This is a genomic window from Bacillus sp. AP50 (assembly GCF_040492675.1).
Lineage (GTDB): Bacteria > Bacillota > Bacilli > Bacillales > Bacillaceae_G > Bacillus_A > Bacillus_A cereus.
Genome location: NZ_JBEUTW010000139.1, coordinates 1 through 25,321 on the forward strand (window position 1 = coordinate 1; position 25,321 = coordinate 25,321).

Here is a 25,321-nt window from a genome sequence, read left to right on the forward strand (position 1 = left end):
TTTCTCTATACAGGAGCCTCACCTAACAGAGACTTATTTTCATTACATTGAAAATGTTACTCTTATTTAAAATAGATGTCAACCGTAGCCTACAATTTTTTCAAATGGTATGGCAAACTAACGTATATAAAGTGAAACTTTAATCAGTGGGGGTTTTGTTCATCCGCCACTGATTATTAGCCCTCACCAATCGGGCTGCCCGGCAAATAGCGGGATAAAATAAAAAACTTTACGTTTAAACGTAAAGTTTTTAATAAGTTATACAACCAGCGATTACAATCCCAATTGAAAGCGATAAAAACATAAGAAAAAGACCGACTGCTTGATTATCTTCTTCGAGACTTTTGTTTATATTAAAGCGTGGTGTAAGCCACTCAGCTAAATAAAAGACGATAATTTGAGCCAAAATCCCAACTGCTCCCCACGAAATCATATCAAGAAGTGAAATTGAATTAGCTGCTGTCGAATATAAAACGATAGCTAACCCAAGTAATCGCCCTCCAAGCACATAGCTTACCGCCTTATTACCTTGAGCCATTAACTTAAATTCCTTAACTTTCGTTGTCACTTCCATCAAGAACAGACCAATACATAAAAGTCCAAGTGTTACTGCTAAATATAATAAAAAATTAATCATTTTTCCCCCTCCTTTTTATACCTACCGGTAAATAGTACGATTCATTTCCTGTAATCTTTTCTCCCGCGCGAATACCGATACTACTCGCTTTTCCAGCAATTAAAAAAGAACCAAACACATAGGACAGTTTCTCCATCCCTTTTTCTGTTTCCAAGGATACGACTGGCAGTTCTGTATACTTTTGAAATATCGGCAGTGCAGTTTTATACGTTTGATGTGCATTTTGAAGCATAATATTTTCATCCTTATCGCGAATCGTAATTGTATCTCCTTCTCTACCAAATGAAGGTTTTTGAACGAAAGAACCTTTTCCTAAAAATAAATCTGGTTCTAAATATGTAGGTAACATATATTCTTTAATCCACTGTTGTTCCTCGTTTGTATAAAAGACCTCTTCTTCTGCTAACCCCCAAATAAGACACTGAATTGATTTTGGCTGAAGTAAAAATGCTGACAAAGGATTTATTATAAAAAGCTTTCCGGCTTTTACAAGTTGCAGCAGTTCCACACCTACCAAATCTCCTGTTTCAGGATCTTGATCCTCAATTAAATCTTCTATCGGATATGTTTGGCGATATAAAACATCAATCTTCGCCCCATCTTTATCAACTAGAGCATCTTTTGTAATTCTAAGTTCTGACATTGGCACTACTTTATTTTCAACATGGCATAGCTGACTTAAATACATAGTGGTATTCCAATCCTCGATATGTTCATGATGTGCTGTAAAAACAACATTTGGATTATCTAATCCCTTTGTCGCTTCCATTACTGCTTTCGTTAGACCAGAAGATAGCAATCGTTCTTGATCCGAGTTTGGATCATCATAGCCTAGATTTTCACATACTTTCCCATTCATTTGAAAACATTCCACAATAAAAGTTGGTGTATCACTATTAAACTCAAGCATTTTGATTTTGTTATCCTCTGTTACAGCAAAATCAAATCGCGAAATTACAGATTCAGGATAAAGCCCTTTCATTCTAATGAATGATAAACTCGGGGATGGAAAGCCAAGATCTAGAAGCTGTTCGTCACTTAGATTACGCAGCAGTCTAGCAGTCTTAAAAAATATTTTGCCCATTCGTTCAGTCGCTAAGTGTAATTGGTCCAAAGTCTGATTTGTTATAGAAAAAACATGAAACAAACTATACTCACATTCATATAAATCCGACCAAAAATTCGGATATTTTAAATAAAATTCTTTTCGATCCCTTATGTATTGCGACATATTTTAGCCCCCAAATCCTCCCTTTGAACCGCTTCCAATTCCACCTTTAAATTCAGTAGACGATTGATACGATTTAAACGCCGATGAATTTTTAAAAGTGGATTTATTTTGATAGTATCGCCCACCATAGAAATAATGCCCACGATAACCTGAACTACTATCATCACACTGCCATACCCCAAGTTCATCATCCCAATCCCAATCAGAACAACTATTATCATTCGGTTTTGGGGGAAGATCTTGTGCGCAACCAAATAAAGTGCCAGTCATTAAAGACGTTACGACACCACCTACTAGCCATTTCGTTTTTGTCACCTTCGCACTCCCCTTTTTAAATTCTATTCCTATTATATAGGATGGCATGATAAAGTAGAAGAAAAAGGAAGAAGAGGTATAAAATGCGCTTAGAATATCGACTTAATGATGAAACGAAAGGGTATCCTGCTTTATGGAACTACGCCAATATTTCTAATTCTGAAATTATCGCACGCATGACTTGTGAATATTTTATTAAAGAGAAAAATACTTATGTTGTTACTGCAACTTCGGTTGACCCAGACGGAACAGCAGTTATTTATATTCAAAAAGAAGTTTTCGCCAATGACCCTTCAGACCCTACATACTCCCACATCGGTTTTGAAATTAGAGAACTAAGTGAAACAAGTTCAAGCTTAGTAGATAGTCAAGATGTATGGAACTACGAAGAAATTTTACCATCTCTTCATTCAGATATTATATATATTCAGCGAGACGGCATTTCTATGGAATTCTCCTTGGATTCAAGAGAGATTGATGAAGACAGAAAGTGCTACATTTATTACGGAAACTTCACAGGTGAATCAAGATAATATTAATATATCTATGCAACAAAAAAACCTTACGTATAAAACGTAAGGTTTTTATATAGCCCCACATATGCCGTTCTCTCTAGATGTCCATAAACCTGCTCTCACAGGTGGATGCCCTCACAAATGTTTGTAACTTCCTTCTTAAAAAGATGGCATGTTAGCTACATTTAAATATTGAACTTCCATATTAAACTTATTGGTTTAAGACATGCATAAGCTACGTACACCGTAGGAATTTTATATAAGGTTAGTTGAAATAAGACCCCCGCACGTGCCGCTCCTCGTAAATGTCCAAAAACCCGCTACTCGCAGGTGGATGCCCTCACAGTTACCGTACATCTTCCTCCACAAGGAAGGCTTGATGATGGTCGCTAAATATTGAGCTTCCGTATAACTAACATCGGTTTTAGACATAAATAAGTTACGCACACCGCAGGATGTATTATTTACTTGTCGTTATATTATCACATTGTTTCCAATGTGTAAAATACAAAGTTTTTCGAGCAATCTCTTGCTTGTGACCTTATTTTAATACAAATTATTTTTGCATGCAAGTGATTAATCTTCTTCTTTTGCAATTTGATTTTCTGGATAAGAGATCCAATCACTCCAGCTACCTGCATACAATTTAACATTTTGGAATCCAGCCAATTTTAATGCGACGATATTTGGACATGCCGTAACACCAGAACCACAATATACAATGGTTTCCTTATCTTTCGACAGATTTTGGAATCGTTCTTGTTGCCCAGCTTTATTCTTAAATTGTCCTGATTGCAACATTCCATCCTTCCAAAAATGGTTTACCGCTGTTGGAATATGTCCTGCTTTATGATCGACAAGTTCCTCTACACCAGCATAACGTTTGGGCTCTCTTGAATCAATTAATGTAACATCCGCACCTGCACGGATATTCTCTCTGACCGTTTCCATCGTTACAAGCATATGATCTTGTATATTAGCTTTGAATGTTTTTCGTATAGCAACAGGAATTTCCGCTGTTGTCGGTAGTCCATTCTCTTTCCAAGCCTGGAAACCACCATCTAATATATATACTTTCTCATGTCCTACATAGTTACATAACCACCATAAACGAGCAGCATTTGCACCGGCTTGACTGTCATACGCAATTACTGTCGTATGTTCATCAATACCAGCCTTCGAAAGCTTGTCTGCAAACTCCTCAATATTTGGTAAAGGATGGCGGCCACCATGTTCTGCTATAGGACTTGATAAATCTAAATTCAAATCAAAATATAACGCATGAGGAATATGTCCTTCTTCATACTTTTCTCTACCCCAATTAGGATTCGCTAAATCAAAACGACAATCGATTATACGGACATTCTCATCTTCTATATGCTCACGTAACCATTCGACTGTAACTATCATCTTTAACGACCTTCTTTCTCTTTCAAACGACTTACATACTCCATAACCATTTCTTCTGTAACATATTTACGCTGCAAGGTAACACCATTTTTTGCAAGATCATTAATCTGCTTCGTTACAACATTAATGACATCAACCGAAAATTCTTTCCCATTTGACGCAAGAGATACGGCAGCTTCAATAGCTGCTTCACGCTGTGCATCTAATTGTAAACATGCTTTTACACTTTCATTTTGTTTACGAGAATGTGCTGTAATTGCTTTATGTACTTCCATCTTCTCTTCCCCCTAAATAGTTATACGTTTTTATTCAATTCCATTGCAAGCCGGATCATATCACGACATACAATCCCATTTTCAATAATCTCTTCTTCATAATGCTTCGAAAAGTAATCAAAATCAATAGAAAAAATACGAAATCCACATTTTTGATATAAAGCAAGTTGTGAAACACTAGAATTGCCTGTACCAACTTCAAGTTTTGACATACCATATCCTTTAGCAGTTTCTACAGCATGCCTTAATAGCTTCTTCCCAATCCCTTTTCCTTGCAAATGCTCTGCAACCGCAATATTCATGATTTCCATCGTCTTTGGCCTTGTTTCCAAAAGAACATATACACCGATAACGCTCCCCCCCTGCTTAGCTACGTATGTTAATCCTCTTTGTACATACGTAGCTATTTGCCGTTCACTTGGATCAGCAAGTAACAATAAAGCCTTCGGTATAGCCTCTTTTGGAATACGTTCTATTACAACAGACATAAAAAATTCCCCCTTCTCTATTGTTCTAAACCCTCCTTGTCTACCATAAATAATAGAAAGGAGGGATTCACCATGGACAACAATGAGAAAAAATGCAACGTCATCTCTATTGATGGAAAGAAGAAGAAAAGCGACACGTATTCCTATCCAAAATTAGTAGTTGAAAACAAAACATATGAATTTTCTTCATTCGTCTTATGCGGTGAAACACCAGATGGCAGACGACTCGTTCTTACTCATATGATTTCTACCGATGAATTTGCTGGATTTGTAAAATCTTTAGATACTGTACTTCAAAAGAAAATTGAACGAATCTTTTTCTCATAACGACTATATAACATAAATTTCTTTTTCAATCTCTACTAACTGCTTTTGCAATTGTTCTTTACTTTGTTCATATAGAGATACATCGATCGTTTCAGCCAATGCAAACAATATACTTTCATAATAGTTCATCACATCTTGCTGCATCACTTTTTCGAATAAATTCCACTTCATATCCCACTCTTGCTTATAATGATGAACAAATAAATGTTTTTCATCAGCTACATAGTTTGATACGAGCGGTTCTAATACAGATTTAGCGTCTTCTTGCATAAAAGCCTTGTCATTCTTTTCAAAAAAGCTTTTCTCATTTTTAAAATGTGCCAGTGCTTTTTTGAAATCTTTTATTTCAACTGAAGGGAACGGTTCTTTATGTGTAATATCTTTGTATTCATACTCCACTGTTCCATTCATAGAAATTGATTCATTTTCTACTTTACAGTTCACTACAATTTCATCCTTTGCACGCTTCATCGCTTCGTCTATCCATTTTTCAAGGCGTAATGATGTCGCACGCATTTCTTGTAATAAATCATGCTGAATAAATGCTACTAATTCCATAACACACTGTTGCAATTGTGTTTTCACATTTCCATCCGTTCGAAGTGATGCCGGATTAATAAATTCAGTAAACACATCATTATAGCGGAGGAATAGACGCTGTTGCACGTAATAAAGCAACTCTTTCACTTCATTTTGCATCGCCTGTTCTTCAGCAAGTACACTATATGAAGAAATGATATGAAGTAGTTGATCACGCTCTGCTTCATATTTTTTCGTTTGCTTCTCTTTCTCTTCATTCCCCTGCTTTGCACCCTTTATCATGTTTACTAAAAGCTGATCTGCCCCTTGCAACGCACCATATAGAGCATGCACAGAAACAAGCATTAAATCTCTCATCATAAAGGACGTAAATGATTCCTCAAACTTAGTAATCCCAGAGTTTTGTAAAATACCATACTTCTCTTTTTCAACATTCTTTCCTTGTTTCTCTTCAAGCGCACATAAACTTGAAATTGCAAATAAACGCGGATTTCTAATACCGTATTGTAGTAGCTGATCTGCGATATAACCTTTTACCATTTCAAGTTCTTCTTCAGACTCTGCTAAATCCGCCGCATTAATTAAGAAGAACATTTTATCAAGGGCAAAAGTATCCTTTACACGACCAAGCTGAATTAAAAATTCACGGTCAGCACGAGAGAATACATGGTTATAATATGTTACAAATAAAATAGCATCTGCGTTTTTAATATACTGGAATGCAACATCCGTATGGCGAGCATTGATAGAATCCGCTCCAGGTGTGTCTACAAGCGCTACTCCCTGCCTTGTTAAAGCACAATCATAATAAAGTTCCATATACTCAACGAAGCATGATTTCTCTTCATTCGCTACATAATCAGAGAACTCTTCTAATGTAACTTGTACTTGTTCTCCTAAATAAGTAGAAACTGCATCATACCCTTTTTGTACCGCTCGTAAAAAGCTAAATGTTGTTTTTTGCTTCCCAGTTGGTGAAGGATATTTCATAACGTTATCAATTTGTGCTAACGCTTCATCTAACGTAGCAATCTCATAATGAAACAGCTTATAAACAGCTTTCATATCTTCTAATAACGCTTGCTTTGATTTAAACTGAACAATTACTGTTCCATGTGGTTTTTCCTCTGTAACCGGCAAAATTTGATTAATCGTTGCCGTCGTCGGGTTTGGTGATACAGGAAGTACTTTCTCACCGAGTAAGGCATTGGCAAATGATGATTTTCCAGCACTAAATGCCCCGAATAACGCTACTGTAAATTGTTTTGTTTCTACACGTCTTCTTTTCTCTATTACCTCTTGCTGTACATGTTTCAGCGCTGGCAATGGCTCTAATATCGTTTCAGCTTTTTTCACTTTCTCTAATATCCGCTGAATATTTAAAGCCGCCGTTCCTTTCAGCTCTTCTTCATGAATCGCTACGTTATCGTTTACGATTTCCTGCTCTTGTAGTGTAAATTTCTCACTAACAATTTGCTTTTCCCTTTGCAATATCTCATCTATTTGCAAACCTTCAGGCGTAGCAACATGATCGTGCCAAACATTTCGTAAATAGTCTTCATATGCCGCCAAATTGTTATTGTATTGTAATTGTGTTTCTTTCGCCGTTTGCAACATCGTATATGTTTCAATCTCTTCTTCAATACGAGCAACTGCTTCCCTCACCTTTTGCTTTAAAACGACCGCACTTTTATCAAAAATTTGCTGTGCTTTTATAAAATAACGCTTCTTTAGTTCATTCGCTACATCCGCTGTATAAAGAAGTAAGTAATCACCTGTGAAACCTGCGCCTTGTTTAATTACCTCAGCCAACATTTCTGGTCCGAAAGCAATTTCTAACCCATATATGTCTTTCCCAATTTCCTCCGTGAACAATCCTTCTTCTTTTAAGAAGGCTACAATAAATTCCTTCACATGAAAATCAAGCTGCGTTTCAACAGTCTTTTGAAGGGCAGAATAAAACGCCTCTACACGCCTTTGTTTTTCTTGCTCCGTCTTTCCTTTCGCAAATAGCAAACCGACTTTAAACTTTGTTAATTTCGTTTCTAAGTACGCATTTGCCAATTCTCTCATTTCAAATGGCATTAAATACGCGTTATCTAATATAGCTTGTAGGCCTTTTATAAATTCATTTCTCACATGAGACTCTTTACTAGCCTCGCGACGTTTCGTTTCCATTAGCTCCGCTTTCTTTTCAACTATCTCTGAAATAGAAAGCGGTGATGCTAACTCTTTCTCATATTTCAAAAGAGCTTTTTCATTTTCAGAAAGAATAAACGAGAAATGTTCCCCCATTAAATATTCTGTTTCTCTCTCCATTCCCTCTCTTACATACCGCTCTTTTTCTTTCATGATAGATGTAATTAACGTTTCTAAGCTTCCAATTTCATTATGTGGATGGTTCATCATTCGTAATGACGTATAATATACTCCATCTACTTCAATATCCCAGTTAGAGAACGATTGCTTTACACTATCTTTATAATTCTCAAACGACAATTCATTTTCTTTATGTTTATCTATTTGATTGACAACGAGATAAACCGTTTTATTACGTTGTTTCAATTCTTTAACAAATTGCAAATTCACTTCCGATTGGACGTGATTATAATCCATCATATAAAAAATTACGTCTGCTAGATGTAGCGTTGATTCTGTCGCTAATTGATGGGCATCATCTGTTGAGTCAATCCCTGGTGTATCTACTAACATAACACCTTCAGGAATTGGCGCATCATTCCGATAAATGTGAACACCAATTACCTCATCACCATCTTTACAAATTTGTTTTAATTCTTCAGCTGAATATGCACCGTCATACTCGTACTGTTCTCCAGATTTAACCGTTACAACAACACGATCCATTCCTTTTTCAATTTTGACAACGTTAGCGCTTGTCGGAATTGGACTTGTTGGTAACAGCTGCGCTTTATATAGATGATTCATCATCGTTGATTTCCCTGCAGAGAAGTGACCACAGAACGCTATCATAAGCTGTTCTTGTTTATATTTTTGAATCACCTCAAACAACTTTAAACTATTCTCTGCATCGCCGTGTTTTTGCCACTCTTCATAAAAACAAACAAGTTTTTTCATACCGTTTGTCTGTACTATGTTTGTCATCCCCTTGTTCCCCTTTATCCAAGATGTATATACTTTTTCCCGCTAATTGCGAGCTCATAACCAGTGAGAGTTACACCTACCCATTGATTACAGTTTCACTTTACTATCATACTAAATTTTCAGCATATTCTCATTAAAAATAAAAAATCCCTTTCATTCTTTTTACAAATGAAAGGGATTTTATGTCATATCACTCATTTTGCTGTTCCTACTCCATTTAAAACATACTTCGCAATAACTGCATATACAGCGACTGTACCTGCTACTAATGCATATACCATACTGATGCACCAACCTTTTTTGATAATGATTATCACTTTTAAATACATTTTATCATTAAAGAGAATCATTATCAACACTTTTCATAAAGAAAGCCCCTTATAAGAAGGAGCTTTACTGCCTGTTTTGAAAAAGGTTAAAACTTGTTGTGCACTCTTATTATATCTCATCCTACATAACTTAACAGTTTAAAAAAATGGAAATATCCCCTATCCCCTCCATCTTACATTTTGTACAATAAAAGGGAATTACTTAACAAGGAGGAAAAAAAATGACACAAAATCTCACACAAGGCGAGAGGATACACTCCATTGACATTATTAGAGGAATAGCTGTACTAGGTATTTTTCTTGTGAATTGGCCTGTTATCGCCGGAGTTGACTCACGTGATGTTTCAGGAATTTATGAAGGGATAGACAGCTACATTCGCCTATTTTACGATATGTTTATTCAAACGAAATTTTATACAATTTTTTCGTTTTTATTCGGATTAGGTTTTTATATTTTTATGAGTCGTGCTGAAGCGAAAACAGATCATCCGAAAATTTTATTTGTTCGCCGCTTACTTATTTTATTATTATTCGGTTTCTTACATTACGTTCTTTTATGGGACGGAGACATTTTACATACTTATGCGATTGCTGGATTTTTCTTATTTTTATTTTATAAGAGAGAACCTCGGACTATTTTAATATGGGCTATCGTTTTATTGAGTATTTTTCAATTCATTATGCTAATGGCTGGTATTACAGTTGCATTGGTACCAAAGGAAGAGCTAGGTTTTTCCTTACCTATCATGCCATTAGAAGATTGGCTGTCACAAATACAAAATCGTTTCCATGCATTTTACGCTGATGGAATTGGATTAAATTTACTTATGCTTCCAGAAACAGTTGGGCTATTTTTGCTTGGTTTATACGCCGGCAAAAAGGATATTTTCCGCCGCACGAAAGAGTTAGATCTAAAACTTAAAAAATGGCAAATTATTATGTTCCTTTTAACATTACCAATGTGGTTCTTCATGGTCCGTTACTTCTTATCAAAACCATTTTATGAACCAATTTATATGCAGGTCTTTACAATGTTTAGCGGAAAAACGTTATTCATATTCTACATTTTCACGCTAATGCGTTTATTACAAAAAGAAAAATGGCAAACGTTATTACGTCCATTCCAATACGTTGGACGAATGGCATTAACAAATTACATCTCGCATACAATTGTTACATTACTTGTATTTGGTCTATTCCTTAAAAATTATTATCCTGCTCCATTATGGGTTGGACCAATATTCTGCATTAGTTTCTACACGTTACAAATCTTTATTAGCCGCTGGTGGCTTTCACATTACCAATACGGGCCACTTGAGTACATTTGGCGTCTTGGTACGTACGGGAAAATAATGCCACTTAAAAAGAAAAGCAAGGTCTCATAACGAGACCTTGCTTTTTCACGCTTCTCTTACTGCACTTTGTATAGATACTGGCTCTTCTTCTACTTTCACTTTGCGCTGTGGCACCATATTAAATACGATATTTAAAAGTACTGCTGACGCACTTCCAAGTACAATTCCGTTATCTGTTAAAATACGAATGCTTTCTGGAAGTTGTGAAAATAATGTAGGAACGACTGTTACGCCAAGCCCAATTCCGACAGAACATGCAACGATTAATAAGTTTTCTTGTTTACCAAAATCAACGCTACTTAACATTTTAATACCATATGCCATTACCATACCGAACATTGCTAACATCGCACCGCCCAGTACTGATTTCGGAATGATTGTTGTAATAGCTGCAATTTTTGGAATAAATCCAAGAACGATTAACATACCACCGCAAGTATAAATAATAACGCGATTTCTTACTCCAGTTAATTGAACAAGTCCTACGTTTTGAGAGTATGTTGTATATGGGAACGCGTTGAAAATGCCACCTAACACCATCGCTAATCCTTCTGCGCGATAGCCTTTTGTTAATTCTTTTTCACCGATTTTTTTATTGCAAATATCAGATAATGCAAAGTATACACCCGTTGCTTCTACAATCCCTACGCAAGCAACTAAAATCATCGTAATAATTGGCGTCAATTCAAATGTTGGTGTACCGAAGTAAAATGGCTGAATACCATGGAACCAATCTGCTTCTCCAACTGCTTGCAAGCTTACTTTCCCCATAAACGCTGCAACGATAGTACCGAACAACAAACCTAATAGAATAGAAATGGAACGGATAAATCCATCAAAGAAACGATACATAATGATGATAAATAATAACACTCCAAATGCTAACGCTAAGTTTTCAAGACTTCCGAAATCTTTGCTTCCTACTCCGCCAGCCATATCATTAATAGCAGCTGGAACAAGTGTAACTCCAATTACTGTAACGACAGATCCTGTTACAACAGGTGGAAATAGTTTTACAAGTTTTCCAAATAATTTCGCAAAAATAACAACGAATAACCCAGCTGCAATAATTGCTCCATAAATTGAAGACACACCGTATTGTTTTCCAATCGCAATCATCGGTCCAACGGCTGTAAATGTACAACCAAGTACAACGGGAAGTCCTATACCGAAAAAGCGATTTGATAATGCTTGTAAAATTGTCGCAACGCCGCACATTAATAAATCAATTGAGACTAAATATGTTAACTCTTTTTGATTTAAACCAAGTCCACCGCCCACAATAAGCGGAACGATAATTGCTCCAGCATACATTGCAAGCATATGCTGCATACCAAGCGATGCAATTTTAAATGGATGCTGCTTCATCGTTTATTTCACCTCCGCAGTTTCTTGCTGTACAAATGTAACTGTGCCGTTATCAAGTGATGCAATTTCTGCTAGTGATTCAACACGAACGCCTTGTTCACGAAGCTTCTTTCCTCCATCTTGAAATGCTTTTTCAATAACAATTCCAATTCCTGCAATACTCGCTCCGGCTTGCTCTACTAAACTCATTAAACCTAAAGCAGCCTGACCATTTGCTAAAAAGTCATCGATGATTAATACACGATCATTTTCATCGATATGATTTCGAGATAATGAAATTTCATTTGTTTCTTGTTTTGTAAATGAATATACGTTTGCAACGTACATATTATCTTGTAACGTTAACGATTTACGTTTTCGTGCAAAAATTACTTTTACACCAAGCTCTAATGCAGCCATAACTGCTGGTGCAATGCCTGAAGATTCAATCGTCACGATTTTTGTAATGTTCTCTTCTTTAAAACGTTTAGCAAATTCTTTTCCGATTTCTTGCATAAGTACTGGATCAATTTGATGATTTAAAAAAGCATCTACCTTTAATACGTCACCAGATAAAACCTTTCCTTCGTTCAAAATCTTTTCTTGTAATACTTTCATGTTTGTTCCCCCTCTTATGCAATAAAAAAACTCCAAAAGCCGCCACCACTCGTTACAAGTGAGAGACGCGCTTTTGGAGTTTCGCAAAAAAAGAATGCTAAACAAGCAATTATATTCGTCCTCACTCATAGTCAAAGTATTTACGGTACTTCGGTAGAAACTTGCAGGCCATATCCCCGCGATTATATGAGTGTAGCTAACTATTTATTTTATAGAAGGATTATAACGTACTTTTTATGCTTTGAAAAGCATTTATCAAAAAAACACGTACAAATTTTTAAAAACCACTATCTTTGTTCGAGTTTTGCAAACTCTTTCATTCCCAATTACACCTTCGTTAAAATGATTGGCCCATCTTTTGTAATCGCAATTGTATGCTCATATTGAGCTGATAATTTCCCGTCCATCGTTCGTGCAGTCCACCCATTTAAATCTACTTTAGAATATCGCATACCTATATTTACAATCGGTTCAATTGTAATTACCATTCCTTCTTGTAACTGAGGTCCTTGTCCTTGTTTCCCAAAATGAAAAATTGCTGGTTCTTCATGAATCTCTTTACCAATCCCATGTCCCGTAAAGTCTCTTGCGACAGAAAAACCTTCATTTGTTACATAACTTTCAATTGCATAGCCAATGTCTCCTACATGATTACCAATTACCGCCTGATCAATCCCTTTATACAAAGCATTCTCAGCTACTAACAACAACTTTTCTGCTTCATCAGAAACTTTTCCAACTCTATACGTCCAAGCAGAATCTGAAAGCCCCCCATTTAAGTTTACTACCGTGTCAATTGTTACAATATTACCCTCAGTTAAAGGAACATCGGCCGGAAACGCATGACACATTTCATCGTTTACAGATGCACATATCGCATATGGATACCCGTTGTAACCTTTCTGTTCAGATGTGGCACCATGCTTTTTTAAATACATTTCAACAAACGTATCAATCTCTTGTGTCGTTATACCTGGCTTTATCATTTTCGCAATTTCTTTATGACATGAAGCAAGTAATTTTCCAGATTCATGCATCAAATCTATTTCATTTTTCGTTTTAATTGTAATCATACTACCTCTACCTTTCCTTGCTAAACCTACTATTTGCTACTAAACTTCTATCATACACACCCTCTACCAAAATTTCAAAACCCTCAATTACAACAAGTAAAAAAATATGTATCATATATTTCTAAATCAAAATAAAAAAACAGAAGATCCTCTGTTTCTTAATCACGTTTACATATATAGTTCATTTTCAAAAACTCAAAATAACTACCATTTGTTTTCTGTATAAACGTTCCAATCGCTTCAAACCCCACCCTTTTATACACTTTTATCGCTCTCTCATTAAATGTCGCTACTGATAGTGTTATATAATTGCACCCGTATTTTTCTTCACTAAAAGCTAGTCCAGCATTCACGAACTGTAAACCAAATCCATTTCCAGTTATATCAGGCCTCATTCCAAGTCCTATCTCAACCGTTCTATCATTCATTTTACAAACAGTAAAAAAACCAATGAGAATGCCATTTTCCTTCACAGAAAATGTATGATTCCCTCTACTCTCATCATGTAAAAACTCATCTAAATCTTCTTCATCTGCCTCTATATCGTAAAAAGAATATTCCCCTTCATAATGCCAGTTATACGCGATTTCCTCCGCTTCTTCTTGCTTCATTACTGTATATGTATACCCCATTCTCTCATCCCCTTTAATAAAAAGAGCTGCAATTAAGCAGCTCTTTTTTTACAACTCATAAATCTCTTTATATTTCGTTTCTAAATAATCGGCTAAGTAGTTTGCATTTAAGCCTTCGCCTGTTACATCTTCTAAAATTTCAAGTGGCTTTTTCGTTTTACCATATTGGTGAATATGTTCTGTTAACCATTCACGAATTGGTGTTACGTTTCCTTCTTCTAATAATGCATCAAAGTTCGGAATGTCTTTTAACATTCTTTGCTTAAATTGCGCTGCATACATGTAACCAAGCGCATAAGATGGGAAGTATCCAAATGAGCCACCAGCCCAGTGAACATCTTGCAATACACCTTGCGCATCATTTTCCGGACGAATTCCTAAATATGCTTCCATCTTATCATTCCAAGCTGCTGGTAAGTCCTTCACTTGTAATGTACCATCAAATAATTCTTTCTCTAATTCATAACGCACCATAACATGAAGCGGGTATGTAAGCTCATCTGCTTCTATACGAATGAATGACGGCTTCGATTCGTTAATTGCATCATAAAATTCATCGACTGACATATCATCAAATTGACCATTGCTATACTCTTTTAATAAATCATAATTTTTCTTCCAGAATGATTTATTACGGCCGATAAAGTTCTCAAAGAATAACGATTGTGACTCATGAATACCCATAGATGTTCCACTACATAACGGTGTACCTTCAAATTTCTCTGCAATATTTTGTTCATATACAGCATGACCACATTCATGAATTGTTCCAAACACAGCCATGCGGAAATCCTTTTCGTCATAGCGTGTCGTAATACGAACATCCCCTCTATTTAATGTAATCTCGAATGGATGTACTGTTTCATCAAGACGGCCTGCTTCAAAGTCATAATTCAATTGCTTTAATAGTTCTAATGTAAAGTTCTTTTGTTTTTCTTTTGAAAATTTTTCCGATAAAGCACTTGTTTTTAATCCTTTTTTAGACTCAGAGATTTCTTTTACAAGCGGCACGATGCGCTCACGAAGTTGACCAAATACGTGATCTAAAACTTCTACTGTAATACCTGGCTCATACATGTCTAATAATGTATTGTATTTATATGTTTCGTAACCCCAATATGTAATAAATTTCTTTTTAAATTCAACAATTTTTTCTAAGTACGGGCGGAACATTTCGAAATCAGATTTTTCACGAGCTTCTTCCCACACACTCTCTGCTTTCGCTTCTAATTTCACATACGCTTCGTATTCCGCTTGTGGAATTTTCTTATTTCTATCATATTCTTTCCGACACTCTTCAACCATTTTCTTCGACGTTTCAGAAAGTTTATCTTCACGTATTAAAGCTTCAAGCTCTGTTAAATAGTTCCCCATCTCATCTGAAGTCGACATGGCAAATACTTCTGATGAAAGCATGCCAATTACTTCTGAACGCTGGTCTACACCTTTTTTAGGCGCCCCTGTTCTCAAGTCCCAAAACATTAAGCTTAATGCTTCTCCGTAATTTTGTATCTTCTTCACGTATGTTAAAAATTGTTTTTCTACTTCATATGTAGCTACTGTCATTGTATAAAAACCTCCTTTTTCTACCTCAAACTTAATTCGACATGAAAATCTAATTTCCTTTTATAATAGAAAAAAAGCTTGGCAAGCGCCAAGCTTTCTCCTTATAATTCTTTACCTTCTACTGGTAGTACGTTTTTCACCGCTTCTATCACTTTCTCATCTTCTGTATCAGATAAGAAGATTGATATAGCACCTTTATCGTCGCTCGTACGAATTAAACGGCCAATCCCTTGACGAAGACGTAAAATCATATACGGTACATCTACATCCCAGAATGGATCATTTACATGTTTACGCTTCGCCTCAAACACAGGATCGTTTGGAGGGAATGGTAATGACCAAATGATAACATGTGATAATGATGAACCAGGAATATCTAAACCTTCCCATAAATGAACGGCACAAAGTACAGTCTCTTCTTCATTTTGGAAACGAGAAACGAGCTGACTAATTTCTTGATCCCCTTCATATAAGAACGGAACTGACATTTGTTCTTTACTTACATATTCTTTAAACGCTGCAAGTTCTTGCGTTGTACGGAATAATACAAGTGTACGTCCGTTTGTTTTCTGTATATTTTCAAGTGTATATTGACACTTTCTTTCCCACTCATTTTCTTTCGTATGCGATAGTAAGTTTACTGCCATTTGCTCTTCATAATCAAATGGTGAGGCAACTGAGAATGATAAGTAATCTTTTACCCCTAGGCTATTTGCTGTAAATGCGAATGAATCGTTATTAGATAATGTAGCAGATGAGAAGATATACGGGATTTTCTTCGAGAATACTTTCTCTTGTAATACTTCTTCAACTGCACGTGGCATAATTACTAACGTGAAGGCTCCATCACCTTCTTCACCCCATGTAATTACATTTTTCTCATGCATGAATAGACGAAGTGAATGTTCTAATACATCTAAATGTTCATCAACGATATTTAAATCATACGTATTTACTGTATGCATTTCACTTTCAAATACTAACGCATCACCGACTTCACCAATTTTCGCATAAAGTCGTTTTGCTTCAGCTGTTACTTTTTCTGTCACAGTAATTTCTAAACGATCAGAACCGGCAATTTCTTTTTTGTTTTCTTGTAACACATCAAAGAATCGCTCTGTTTGCCAAATTGTTTCTTCTACTAAATGTGCAAACTCTTCACGAATATCGTTTTGTAATAATCTCGTTAAAAGTTGCTCCATCATCGTTTGCTTTAAACGATATGTTAAAGCTTTTTGAGCTGCATATTCTACAAGATGTCCTTCATCGAATACAACACAACTACTTTCTGGTAATAATGGAATTTGTCCTTCACGCTTTCGAGCATCGTACGTCCAAATATGATCCATATAAAAATCTTGAGAACAAATAATTAAATCTGCTGCTTTACGATAATGTTCACGTGAAAGAGTTTGACCGCAACGATGACGAGAATCACAAGTGAAGCAATCTTGGAAGTAATCCCAATTTACTTTTGACCATTCTTCGTCATTTAATAGTGGAAATTCTTTTCGGTCACCATAGTGAGTAAAGTTTTGCATCGTACCATGATCAAATACGAATTGTGGTAATTCATAATATACGTCTTCAATTACTTCTGGAGCTCGTCCACTCATAACATCTTCAAGCTTACGTAAACATAAATAATTATCCATTGATTTCGCAAGTCTTACATCTACAGATAAGCCTAACGCTTCAGATAATTTCGCAATGTCTCCTTCTTCTTTCACAAGCTGTTCAATTAACGTTTCATCTGCACAAGCAATTATAGCTGGTTTTCCAGTATAACGCGCATAGCAAATTGCATATAGAAGATATACAATAGTTTTCCCTGTTCCTACACCCGCTTCTGCGAACATAACTTTCTTTTCTTGGAAAGCACGCTCTAATTGAAACGCCATAAAAATTTGTTCATCACGCTCTTCAAAACCTTTTTCCGGAAGGATGTCGTAAAACACATCTCCAATCCACTCATTCAACTTATCATAAAAATTGTCTTGTTTTCCTACTTCAAATGGTAATCTCTTCTCAGTAAACATCCTTAGCCTCCAACCAAAAAGTTTTTCTATAAAAAGATATAGTAACCGCTACTTATATGTGTGCAGCTACTTTCCCCTGTTGCCATACATATAAATACACGAAAAAAAATTTCCCTTTCGAAAAAGGAAAATTTTCTTCTATATTAATGACTTTAAATACCTTTTATCAATCGCTGTTTCATGTGAAAGAGCTGACAAATATTCTTCTTGTGCTTTTTGTATTTCATCTACAATCGCATCTTGACTATCCACTTCTTTTCCGAGCTCATCATACGTACGGTGAATAGCTTTTTGAATCATTGATAATTGGAAATTATCCATATCACTTCCTCCTTTACGCATTACATAATAGCCAGTATATGCGCGCTGGAGGAGTTTTATACTATGAATTGCGCGGTGGACGTTTTCCGAAGTATTGGTAGTAATCTGTACGGATAAATCCGTTAAACAGTTTACGCTTCTTCGACGCATCTTTTCCGTAACACTTCTCAAATGCTTCATAGCTTGTTAATACATATGCTGACCATGTATCTAATGGGCGGAATACTTGTCCCATTTCTTTGTACAGTTGTTCAACGAGTGCTTTTTCACTTAAACGTTCTCCGTATGGAGGATTCGTTACAACGTAGCCATAATCCTCTTTTGTTGTGAAATCTTTTACTTGCATTTGTTTAAATGTAATTAAATCGCCCAAGCCTACTTCTTCTGCGTTATCTTGAGCAACTCGAATCATACGATGATCAATATCGGATCCAATGATTTGTAATTGTTGATCATAGTTCGCTAAATCTTCAGCTTCTTGACGAGCTTCACGCCAGTTTTGTTTACCTACCCAGCCCCACTCGTCAGATGCGAAACCACGGTTAAATCCTGGTGCAATGTTTTGTCCAATTAATGCTGCTTCAATCGGAATTGTACCTGATCCACAGAATGGATCAACAAATGGACGATCCGGCTTCCAGTTTGTTAATTTAATTAAAGACGCAGCTAATGTTTCTTTTAACGGAGCTTCCCCTTGATCCATACGGTATCCACGTTTATGAAGTCCAACACCGCTCGCATCAATTGTTAATGTCGCAATATCCTTTAGCATTGCAATCTCGATACGGAATAACGGGCCATCTTCTTCAAACCAAGTTGTCCGTTTATATGTTGTTTTTAATTTTTCAACGACAGCTTTTTTAACGATACGTTGGCAATCCGAAACACTGAATAATTCAGATTTTAAAGATTTTCCGATAACAGGGAATTCACCATTCTCTGGAATATAATCTCCCCAGTTTAATGCTTTCGTTTTTTCAAATAGCTCATCAAATGTTGTTGCTTTAAATTCGCCAACTTTAATTTTTACACGGTCCGCAGTACGTAACCATAAATTCGTACGACAAATCGCCTTTTCATCTGCTTCAAATGTTACTTTGCTGTTTTCTACTTGACATTCATAACCAAGATCGCGAACTTCTCGGGCAACTAACGCTTCAATACCCATTGCCGCTGTTGCAATTAAAGTAACTTTTCCCATTTGCATTCACCTCTTATGTATATTCAAACAATAATTAATAGCAATTGGTCCTATTAATCATTACATTTTACGAAAAATTTTCTCATTAACCATTTTAACTCATACTTTATAACTTCATACAAATAAAAAGCCCTCCTCTAACAAAGGAGAGCTGAGTTATTTCATAGTTGGTTCATAACGTTCTGTAAGCCATGTTCTGTTCCTTTGTACTACAAACGGCCCACGCCTCGTACTCCGGTGGCAATCATCTATCTACAGGTTATAAAACCTGTCCTTTCCCGTCGTTCATTTCCTTGGAAAAGATTCCCCTACCATTATTTGGGTTTCTCGCTCGTGGGGTTTACCTCGTTCCACTCCTATCATTTCTTCAAGGACTTCGTCACTGTGGCACTTTAAAGGTAGTCAAACCATATCCGAAAGGACTTAGGTTTTTTCCCTGCCGTTAAACCAGCCTTACAGCCAGAATACCCTAGCTTATGAATTGGCTAGGCACGAACACTACAGCCATCTCAGGCCGTGCGAGCATGGACTTTCCTCTACAACGTTGGCGTTGCAGCGATTACCCAAACGTTATGACATCCATTAGTATAGTGGAAACAAAAAGATTTTGCAACGTTTTTTTCTATGTAAAATGCTTAAACCTTTTCCCACCTTACATCATTCGTATAACTTACTTCCAAATACAGCTTTTTCTAAGTTAGATAAGCGTTTTAAAATATCCGTATTCGTGTTGTTATAAACTGGTTGTGCAACTGGTGTTTGTACAGGTTGTTGTGGAACTTGCGTTACTGCTAGTTTTTGTTCCTCTAATTCACGCTTTAAACGAGCATTTTGTTGCTTTAATTGCTCAAACTCTTTGTGGAAAGCTTCATAGTCTTTAATGATCATATCAAGAAACTTGTCTACTTCTTCTTGCTGATAACCTCTCATACCTGTTTTAAATTCTTTTTCTAAAATATCTTTCGCTGTTAATTTAATTTTATCCGAAATCATTTTCTTCACCTCAAATTTTTACCAAAACTTTCATTAACTAAATTTTTTCAGAAACAATGCTTTTTGTCAATCATATATACGAGTACTATATTACATATTTACTCTGCATTATTCCACTGTTCCTCTTCTATTATATCTTGTAAATCAGAAAAAAGAATGAAATAACTGTGATAATTTTCTATTTCTCCTTTTTTCTTTGCTGCTTCTACAATATATTTGGGACTTCCTGGTTTTTCTTCATCGTATACCGCTAAAAGCGCATCACTTTTTTCAATAAAAAATTGATTTTTTAATTTAAATTGCTCTGGACTTTCATACTTCCGTTTCGTGATACTATCAACATGGTCTGCTTGAGAAAGGATAAATTCGTAATATTCACGATTATCTTCTTTCCAATTTTCTTCTTGTTCTAAAAACGGAGTGAATACCGCTAATTTTAAATCTGGATATTCTACTTGAATTTCAAAAACAACTTCAGCAGCCCATAATTCTACACCTAATTGGCCACTTATTATAACCCACTCTAAACCATCTTCTACAAAATTGGTTAATTTACGGTGTAACGCTTTCTTTATACACTCCACCCCTGGATGATCATTTTTAAATATTCCAAGTTCAAATGGCTTATATCCTGTTACTGCAATAACTTTCATATCAACACTCCAATTACAAAAAAAGAACTAGCATTTCGCTAGTTCTAACATATCATTTACTTTTTAAACATTCCACCAACGTTTGGTCCGATATTTGGACCGAATGGTGATACGTTTGGTCCAATATTCGGTCCGAATGGTGATACGTTTGGTCCAAACGGAGATACATTTGGTCCTGGACCAAATGGTGATACGTGATGTCCATGATGTCCATGATGTCCATGACCACACGGTCCACATCCGCCACCGAATCCTGGGTCGATTGGGTCCACAACATTTACATTTGAATTTGTTTGTGGGAAGAAGTTTTGGTTTTTAATTTGTTGATGATGTACATGTGTTGTATGTGTTGGAAAAATGTGTGGCACCACCGTTGTTGAAAAAGAGTGTGTTACGCATTGTTTCGTCGGATGAATGACAGGAGCAGTCGTACAAATAGGTCCTGTAGGCTTATGCCCTCCAAAGCAAGGATGACAATGATGCATAGTTTTTTCTCTCCTCTCTCGTTAAAAAAATCTGATTACACTTTACAGTATGAGAAAAGAGAGAAAGCCGTTTGTTATATATACCCATTTATTACAAGGAAATTTGTCTAGTCCTTTATTTCATTTACATTGTTTTTATAGACAATCCTTCAACATCACTTACCAAAAAAGCCTCCAACTTGCTTTACAATACCTGTCACTTGATTCATCGCATTCATCATTTGTCCAGCTGTATTCATCATTTTATTTACATCATAGTTACCATCTGATGTTTTAAATTGAGAAACAAAACTAGAAAACTGGCTTGGCTGTTGTTGCTTTTGCTTACCCTGCGTCGGGTACGGTTGTTTTGGTGGATAAAACATCGCTTGTTGATTAGCATACGGCGATGGTGGTGGCATATAATATTGCGAATTCATATAAGGCTGCTGCTGTGGTTGATTCATGTATGGTTGCTGAGCTTGTGATTGTTGAGCTTGATTCACATAAGGTTGCTGCTGTTGTGGTTGTTGAGCTTGATTCATAAAGGACACTTCAAACGGTTGATAATAATTTTGATTTCCATAATAAGGCTCGAAAGGATACATATTATACCGTAAATATGTATCCGTATTATATTGGTACATATTTTGCTGTGCATATGGATTCGTTTGCTGATATACGTTAGGTTGTTGAAACATGCATTCTCTCCTCCTTCACATAAGTTTCTACATATATAATATGTACCTATAAAATAATATGTGTGATGGAATATATGTCTATTTTTGTCGGAAGTTTAAATTTTTAAAAAATTAAAAAAGAAAACCCTTCCATGCTATGATAATTAAGAAGAAGATTCTCATGGGGGAGGAATCAACATGGTATTAGGGGATTTAAAACAAGCGTTTTCTCAAAAAAAGGGGTATTGCACAGAGAATGCAAATGAATTATTAGACTTTGCGAGACATTGGTATCTCGAAGGAAAAATATGCATATCAGATTATCGAACATTAATAAAAGAATTAGAAATAAACGGCGCAACAAAACCTACAACAATGACAGAAGCATAAAAATAACAAGAGGGCTCTCCCTCTTGTTATTTACATTGCTCAACTATATTTTGCAAAGTATACGAAATGGCTTGGTGTGTTTCAAAGAATCGTTTACCTTTACCTTTATTTACAAAGCATTGCAACACATTCGTTTGTAAATTATCGTATACTTGATCAATTTGCTGTACATGTATATACTTTGGCTTTTCTTCTTTAATCCACGTATAAGCTAGTTCTTTCCACTTCTTTAATTCCTCATCTACCATATCTACAAACGGTTTCATATCCTTATAAAAGTCGTATTCAGTTAGTTCTCTTTTTTTTACATTCGCTTCATTATTATACTGCATGAGTTTTTCTGAAGACTGTATTAATGCTTCATTCTTCATTTCTTTCCCACCTTATTATGCACTCACTACGACGTTTTGAAATGTCTTCACCCAATTCCCTTTTTCTTCGTGATGCACTAATTTATTTTCCATATGTTCAATATGCATTTCTGTTATTTCTATCTTATTACATATTTTTTCACTCGCATCCTTTAATGCATGATTCATTCTAATCCCTATATTCATTTCCAGCAAATCGAGAGAACTTAACATTTGATCCATTTTTTTCATTACATCTTCCTTCTGAACCATCGCCATATACAAAACGCCTCCTTCTTTGCTTTTCCTTTGTCATGTAATTTCGCCGGATGATTCACCACTCCTGCCCACATGACAAAACTAGTTGTTATTCGTCAAAGAAATCATTTCGTATGTCATTTATAGAAATGGTAACAATACAAAAAGGAGGTGTATTACAATGGCAAAGAACAAAAATGAAAAAAAGAAAAACCAAAACAAACAACAAAATAAACCCGAGACTGGCAATCCAAAGCTAGATGGTCCAAACTTCCCTGCTACATAAAGCGAGACTTTATTACGAACATTTAAATTTCAAATCATCCTTAATCTCCTACTAGCATTACGTTTTGAAATTAAAGTTGTAGCACGCATAGCAGAATTTTTTCAAATTAAGAAGTCCCGTCTTCAAAATGGAAGACGGGACTTCTTTTTTATTATATCATGAACTCATCGATCCTTTTAGCAAAACGGTTTACGATAGATAGCCTATAGATTTGTTCTCTCTTTCTTCTATACCATTCTGTTATATTAACTTCCCCTTTAGGTTCTTCAAGTACAAATAGCACATTCATTTTCATATTTGCACAAAACCAATCTCTCATTTTTATTTCTTCATGTAAAATAACAGGATAAATATCTCTAAGTGTTGGCGTATAAGACTTTCGAGTTTCCTTTGCGTAAACTTCATAATCTTCTCTAGACCCAGTATGTGTAGTTTGCAGTGCAAACTTATAAAACGAACCATTATAAATTGGATGAAACAATAACCATGCTAATTTTTTTCCTAGTTCTATACGCTGTTGTAACGTTTCAAATTGATAAACCGAAAACCCATACATTCTCCCTTCAATTGTTGGGAAGATAACTGCACTAATATGAAGTCTTTCTTGTACTTTAAAAAGTGCAGTATGGAATACATGTTTTTTAAAATATGTGTTCTCAATGACTGGTTTTTGAATTTTATTTTGTTCATTTATAATAAGCGCTGTCATAAGTCTATTCATATCTCTTCTTTCCCAGAAAAGTAACCATTCTTTTTCCATAAAAATTGATACGTTGAAGTATTGCAACAAATGAAAGAGAGGTGCATGTCTCTTCTTACTTTCCTCATACAATAATAGCTGAGGAAATGCATCTAAAAAAATAATCCAATTAGCCTGTTCGTACAGAAGAAATAAATGTTTTTTTACCGTTCTAGGTAAAACAGTAGCATAATATCTCCCTTCTAAATCAGTCATATTCCAGCCCGCATTTCTCGAAACCATACTCGCTAAAAAGGCCCACCTGATTTCACTATTTCTCAAATAATATTCTTGATAAGATTGTGTCCGAGAAATATTGTCCACATTAGCTATTTCTGTTTTCTTTTTAATATTGTGAATGATTGCTTTTTCTTCCTCTGTACAAAAATTTTTTTCTCGATTTTGTTTAATTTTCATATAATCATTCCATGTAAACATAAATAAGTCATCATACCTTTCATCAAAAAGGTCACATCTTTTTTCATTTTTTGATATAATCACCTTTGTAAGTAATTCTTAGCAAGTTGGGGGTGGACACACTATGACCATTCGTTACCCAAATGGAAAAAGGTATAATCAAGCTTCACAACCTCAAAAAACACCTATAAAAACACATACTTATAGTAATAGAGGTATGTCCCTTGAAGAGGAATTGAATGAAACAAATCAATATTACTTAACCCATAATATTGCATGTGTACATAAAAAGCCTACACCTCTTCAAATTGTAAAAGTAGATTACCCCGCTCGAAGTGCTGCAGTGGTAAAAGAAGCGTATTTTAAACAACCTTCTACAACAGATTACAACGGTGTATACAAAGGGAAATACATCGATTTTGAAGCAAAGGAAACCAAAAATAAAACTAGTTTCCCACTTCAAAACTTCCACCTTCATCAAATTGAACATATGAAGCAAGTCGTTGCTCATAATGGAATTGCATTTGTTATTATTAAATTTACACTTTTTGATGAATTTTATTTACTAGATGCAAAACATATTATTGCATTTTGGAATCGTCAAAATACTGGTGGACGCAAGTCGATTACGAAAGAAGAAATAGAAGAGCATGGATCCTTATTATCATGCGGTTATCACCCTCGGATTGACTATATCCGTGTACTAGACATGGTTTATTTTTCGTGATAGAGTCATCACTAAGGCTCTT

Annotated in this window: 29 protein-coding genes, 3 other RNA genes and 1 riboswitch; of the genes, 6 read left to right on the plus strand and 26 right to left on the minus strand. The window is 35.5% G+C overall.

All coding sequences use genetic code 11. The annotated features are described in order from the left end of the window. Positions 1 to 250: 250 nt before the first annotated feature. From ABWK52_RS12125 to ABWK52_RS12135, 3 genes are read right to left on the minus strand one after another with little or no spacing between them, the layout of a single operon-like run. Positions 251 to 637 (minus strand): DUF350 domain-containing protein, encoded by a 387-nt coding sequence (locus ABWK52_RS12125; RefSeq protein WP_000606857.1) that lies wholly within the window; start codon positions 635 to 637, stop codon positions 251 to 253. After that, positions 630 to 1,868 (minus strand): glutathionylspermidine synthase family protein, encoded by a 1,239-nt coding sequence (locus tag ABWK52_RS12130; protein WP_000084939.1) that lies wholly within the window; start codon positions 1,866 to 1,868, stop codon positions 630 to 632. Before ABWK52_RS12130 ends, ABWK52_RS12125 begins: the two co-directional genes overlap by 8 nt. Positions 1,869 to 1,871: 3 nt before the next feature. Then, a complete protein-coding gene (locus ABWK52_RS12135; protein ID WP_000169031.1) occupies positions 1,872 to 2,183 on the minus strand; it encodes a hypothetical protein in 312 nt (103 codons plus the stop codon). An 83-nt stretch (positions 2,184 to 2,266) separates the two neighbouring features. On the opposite strand from ABWK52_RS12135, the gene ABWK52_RS12140 reads away from it, so the two are divergent. Then, positions 2,267 to 2,716, plus strand: a complete 450-nt coding sequence (locus tag ABWK52_RS12140) for a hypothetical protein (RefSeq protein ID WP_001235520.1) — start codon at positions 2,267 to 2,269, stop codon at positions 2,714 to 2,716. Positions 2,717 to 2,770: 54 nt separating this feature from the next. Here the strand turns inward: ABWK52_RS12140 and ssrS (ABWK52_RS12145) are convergent. The 5 genes from ssrS (ABWK52_RS12145) to ABWK52_RS12165 all read right to left on the minus strand — a co-directional run bounded on the left by ssrS (ABWK52_RS12145) (position 2,771) and on the right by ABWK52_RS12165 (position 4,871). Beyond that, positions 2,771 to 2,954, minus strand: a non-coding RNA gene (gene ssrS, locus ABWK52_RS12145) — 6S RNA. 21 nt (positions 2,955 to 2,975) lie between these two features. Continuing rightward, positions 2,976 to 3,158: non-coding RNA, 6S RNA (ssrS, locus tag ABWK52_RS12150), on the minus strand. Between the two features lie 116 nt (positions 3,159 to 3,274). Next, positions 3,275 to 4,108, minus strand: coding sequence for a sulfurtransferase (locus ABWK52_RS12155; RefSeq protein WP_000637566.1), 834 nt, complete (start codon positions 4,106 to 4,108; stop codon positions 3,275 to 3,277). Positions 4,109 to 4,110: 2 nt separating this feature from the next. After that, entirely contained in the window at positions 4,111 to 4,383 is a 273-nt protein-coding gene (locus ABWK52_RS12160; RefSeq protein ID WP_000451818.1) for a YpbS family protein, read from the minus strand. A 20-nt stretch (positions 4,384 to 4,403) separates the two neighbouring features. Continuing rightward, the gene (locus ABWK52_RS12165) at positions 4,404 to 4,871 is read right to left on the minus strand and encodes a GNAT family N-acetyltransferase (protein ID WP_000117686.1); all 468 of its coding nucleotides are present in this window, start codon (positions 4,869 to 4,871) and stop codon (positions 4,404 to 4,406) included. A 72-nt stretch (positions 4,872 to 4,943) separates the two neighbouring features. Here ABWK52_RS12165 and ABWK52_RS12170 point away from each other — a divergent pair, with 72 nt between their 5' ends. Next, positions 4,944 to 5,198, plus strand: coding sequence for a DUF3931 domain-containing protein (locus ABWK52_RS12170; protein WP_000369740.1), 255 nt, complete (start codon positions 4,944 to 4,946; stop codon positions 5,196 to 5,198). Positions 5,199 to 5,201: 3 nt separating this feature from the next. Here the strand turns inward: ABWK52_RS12170 and ABWK52_RS12175 are convergent, their stop codons facing one another. Both ABWK52_RS12175 and ABWK52_RS12180 read right to left on the minus strand, forming a co-directional pair. Continuing rightward, positions 5,202 to 8,861, minus strand: coding sequence for a dynamin family protein (locus tag ABWK52_RS12175; RefSeq protein ID WP_098507654.1), 3,660 nt, complete (start codon positions 8,859 to 8,861; stop codon positions 5,202 to 5,204). A 194-nt stretch (positions 8,862 to 9,055) separates the two neighbouring features. Next, positions 9,056 to 9,220, minus strand: a complete 165-nt coding sequence (locus ABWK52_RS12180; RefSeq protein ID WP_157409512.1) for a hypothetical protein — start codon at positions 9,218 to 9,220, stop codon at positions 9,056 to 9,058. Between the two features lie 191 nt (positions 9,221 to 9,411). On the opposite strand from ABWK52_RS12180, the gene ABWK52_RS12185 reads away from it, so the two are divergent. Then, positions 9,412 to 10,575 carry a DUF418 domain-containing protein gene (locus tag ABWK52_RS12185; protein ID WP_061654664.1) on the plus strand — a complete coding sequence of 388 codons (1,164 nt, stop codon included), beginning with the start codon at positions 9,412 to 9,414 and terminating at the stop codon, positions 10,573 to 10,575. Between the two features lie 15 nt (positions 10,576 to 10,590). Here ABWK52_RS12185 and pbuX read toward each other — a convergent pair whose 3' ends face one another. From pbuX to ABWK52_RS12250, 13 genes are all read right to left on the minus strand, one after another. Continuing rightward, a complete protein-coding gene (pbuX, locus tag ABWK52_RS12190) occupies positions 10,591 to 11,913 on the minus strand; it encodes a xanthine permease PbuX (protein WP_098541408.1) in 1,323 nt (440 codons plus the stop codon). Between the two features lie 3 nt (positions 11,914 to 11,916). Next, entirely contained in the window at positions 11,917 to 12,510 is a 594-nt protein-coding gene (locus ABWK52_RS12195; protein ID WP_000866483.1) for a xanthine phosphoribosyltransferase, read from the minus strand. Between the two features lie 108 nt (positions 12,511 to 12,618). Next, positions 12,619 to 12,720: riboswitch (purine riboswitch) on the minus strand. 116 nt (positions 12,721 to 12,836) lie between these two features. Next, entirely contained in the window at positions 12,837 to 13,583 is a 747-nt protein-coding gene (locus ABWK52_RS12200) for a type I methionyl aminopeptidase (RefSeq protein ID WP_061654663.1), read from the minus strand. A gap of 158 nt (positions 13,584 to 13,741) precedes the next feature. Beyond that, the gene (locus ABWK52_RS12205) at positions 13,742 to 14,215 is read right to left on the minus strand and encodes a GNAT family N-acetyltransferase (RefSeq protein WP_061654662.1); all 474 of its coding nucleotides are present in this window, start codon (positions 14,213 to 14,215) and stop codon (positions 13,742 to 13,744) included. Positions 14,216 to 14,263: 48 nt separating this feature from the next. Beyond that, positions 14,264 to 15,781 (minus strand): carboxypeptidase, encoded by a 1,518-nt coding sequence (gene ypwA, locus ABWK52_RS12210; RefSeq protein WP_061654661.1) that lies wholly within the window; start codon positions 15,779 to 15,781, stop codon positions 14,264 to 14,266. A gap of 101 nt (positions 15,782 to 15,882) precedes the next feature. Further along, positions 15,883 to 17,820 (minus strand): ATP-dependent DNA helicase, encoded by a 1,938-nt coding sequence (locus ABWK52_RS12215; protein ID WP_000493698.1) that lies wholly within the window; start codon positions 17,818 to 17,820, stop codon positions 15,883 to 15,885. 138 nt (positions 17,821 to 17,958) lie between these two features. Then, a complete protein-coding gene (locus ABWK52_RS12220; protein WP_000368569.1) occupies positions 17,959 to 18,141 on the minus strand; it encodes a DUF3921 family protein in 183 nt (60 codons plus the stop codon). A gap of 61 nt (positions 18,142 to 18,202) precedes the next feature. Further along, positions 18,203 to 19,342 carry a THUMP domain-containing class I SAM-dependent RNA methyltransferase gene (locus tag ABWK52_RS12225; protein ID WP_000521223.1) on the minus strand — a complete coding sequence of 380 codons (1,140 nt, stop codon included), beginning with the start codon at positions 19,340 to 19,342 and terminating at the stop codon, positions 18,203 to 18,205. 180 nt (positions 19,343 to 19,522) lie between these two features. Further along, positions 19,523 to 19,913, minus strand: an RNA gene (gene rnpB, locus ABWK52_RS12230) — RNase P RNA component class B. 86 nt (positions 19,914 to 19,999) lie between these two features. Then, positions 20,000 to 20,335, minus strand: a complete 336-nt coding sequence (gpsB, locus tag ABWK52_RS12235) for a cell division regulator GpsB (RefSeq protein WP_000622431.1) — start codon at positions 20,333 to 20,335, stop codon at positions 20,000 to 20,002. A 98-nt stretch (positions 20,336 to 20,433) separates the two neighbouring features. Next, complete coding sequence (locus ABWK52_RS12240) at positions 20,434 to 20,988, minus strand: DUF1273 domain-containing protein (protein ID WP_000862912.1); 555 nt, start codon at positions 20,986 to 20,988, stop codon at positions 20,434 to 20,436. Between the two features lie 56 nt (positions 20,989 to 21,044). Then, complete coding sequence (locus tag ABWK52_RS12245) at positions 21,045 to 21,473, minus strand: CotD family spore coat protein (protein WP_000546268.1); 429 nt, start codon at positions 21,471 to 21,473, stop codon at positions 21,045 to 21,047. 155 nt (positions 21,474 to 21,628) lie between these two features. Beyond that, positions 21,629 to 22,153, minus strand: coding sequence for a YppG family protein (locus tag ABWK52_RS12250; RefSeq protein WP_000487626.1), 525 nt, complete (start codon positions 22,151 to 22,153; stop codon positions 21,629 to 21,631). Positions 22,154 to 22,330: 177 nt separating this feature from the next. On the opposite strand from ABWK52_RS12250, the gene ABWK52_RS12255 reads away from it, so the two are divergent. Then, positions 22,331 to 22,522 (plus strand): YppF family protein, encoded by a 192-nt coding sequence (locus ABWK52_RS12255; RefSeq protein WP_000242652.1) that lies wholly within the window; start codon positions 22,331 to 22,333, stop codon positions 22,520 to 22,522. 26 nt (positions 22,523 to 22,548) lie between these two features. Here ABWK52_RS12255 and ABWK52_RS12260 read toward each other — a convergent pair whose 3' ends face one another. Both ABWK52_RS12260 and ABWK52_RS12265 read right to left on the minus strand, forming a co-directional pair. Then, a complete protein-coding gene (locus ABWK52_RS12260) occupies positions 22,549 to 22,893 on the minus strand; it encodes a YppE family protein (RefSeq protein ID WP_000786940.1) in 345 nt (114 codons plus the stop codon). Between the two features lie 15 nt (positions 22,894 to 22,908). Next, positions 22,909 to 23,151, minus strand: coding sequence for a hypothetical protein (locus ABWK52_RS12265; protein WP_001252036.1), 243 nt, complete (start codon positions 23,149 to 23,151; stop codon positions 22,909 to 22,911). Between the two features lie 85 nt (positions 23,152 to 23,236). Between ABWK52_RS12265 and ABWK52_RS12270 the strand changes: the two genes are divergently transcribed. Then, positions 23,237 to 23,416, plus strand: coding sequence for a hypothetical protein (locus ABWK52_RS12270; protein WP_001987054.1), 180 nt, complete (start codon positions 23,237 to 23,239; stop codon positions 23,414 to 23,416). Positions 23,417 to 23,567: 151 nt separating this feature from the next. Here ABWK52_RS12270 and ABWK52_RS12275 read toward each other — a convergent pair whose 3' ends face one another. Next, the gene (locus ABWK52_RS12275) at positions 23,568 to 24,593 is read right to left on the minus strand and encodes a DUF2515 domain-containing protein (protein WP_000495654.1); all 1,026 of its coding nucleotides are present in this window, start codon (positions 24,591 to 24,593) and stop codon (positions 23,568 to 23,570) included. Positions 24,594 to 24,696: 103 nt separating this feature from the next. Between ABWK52_RS12275 and recU the strand changes: the two genes are divergently transcribed. Then, positions 24,697 to 25,299 (plus strand): Holliday junction resolvase RecU, encoded by a 603-nt coding sequence (gene recU, locus ABWK52_RS12280; RefSeq protein ID WP_000155598.1) that lies wholly within the window; start codon positions 24,697 to 24,699, stop codon positions 25,297 to 25,299. Positions 25,300 to 25,321: the final 22 nt, after the last annotated feature.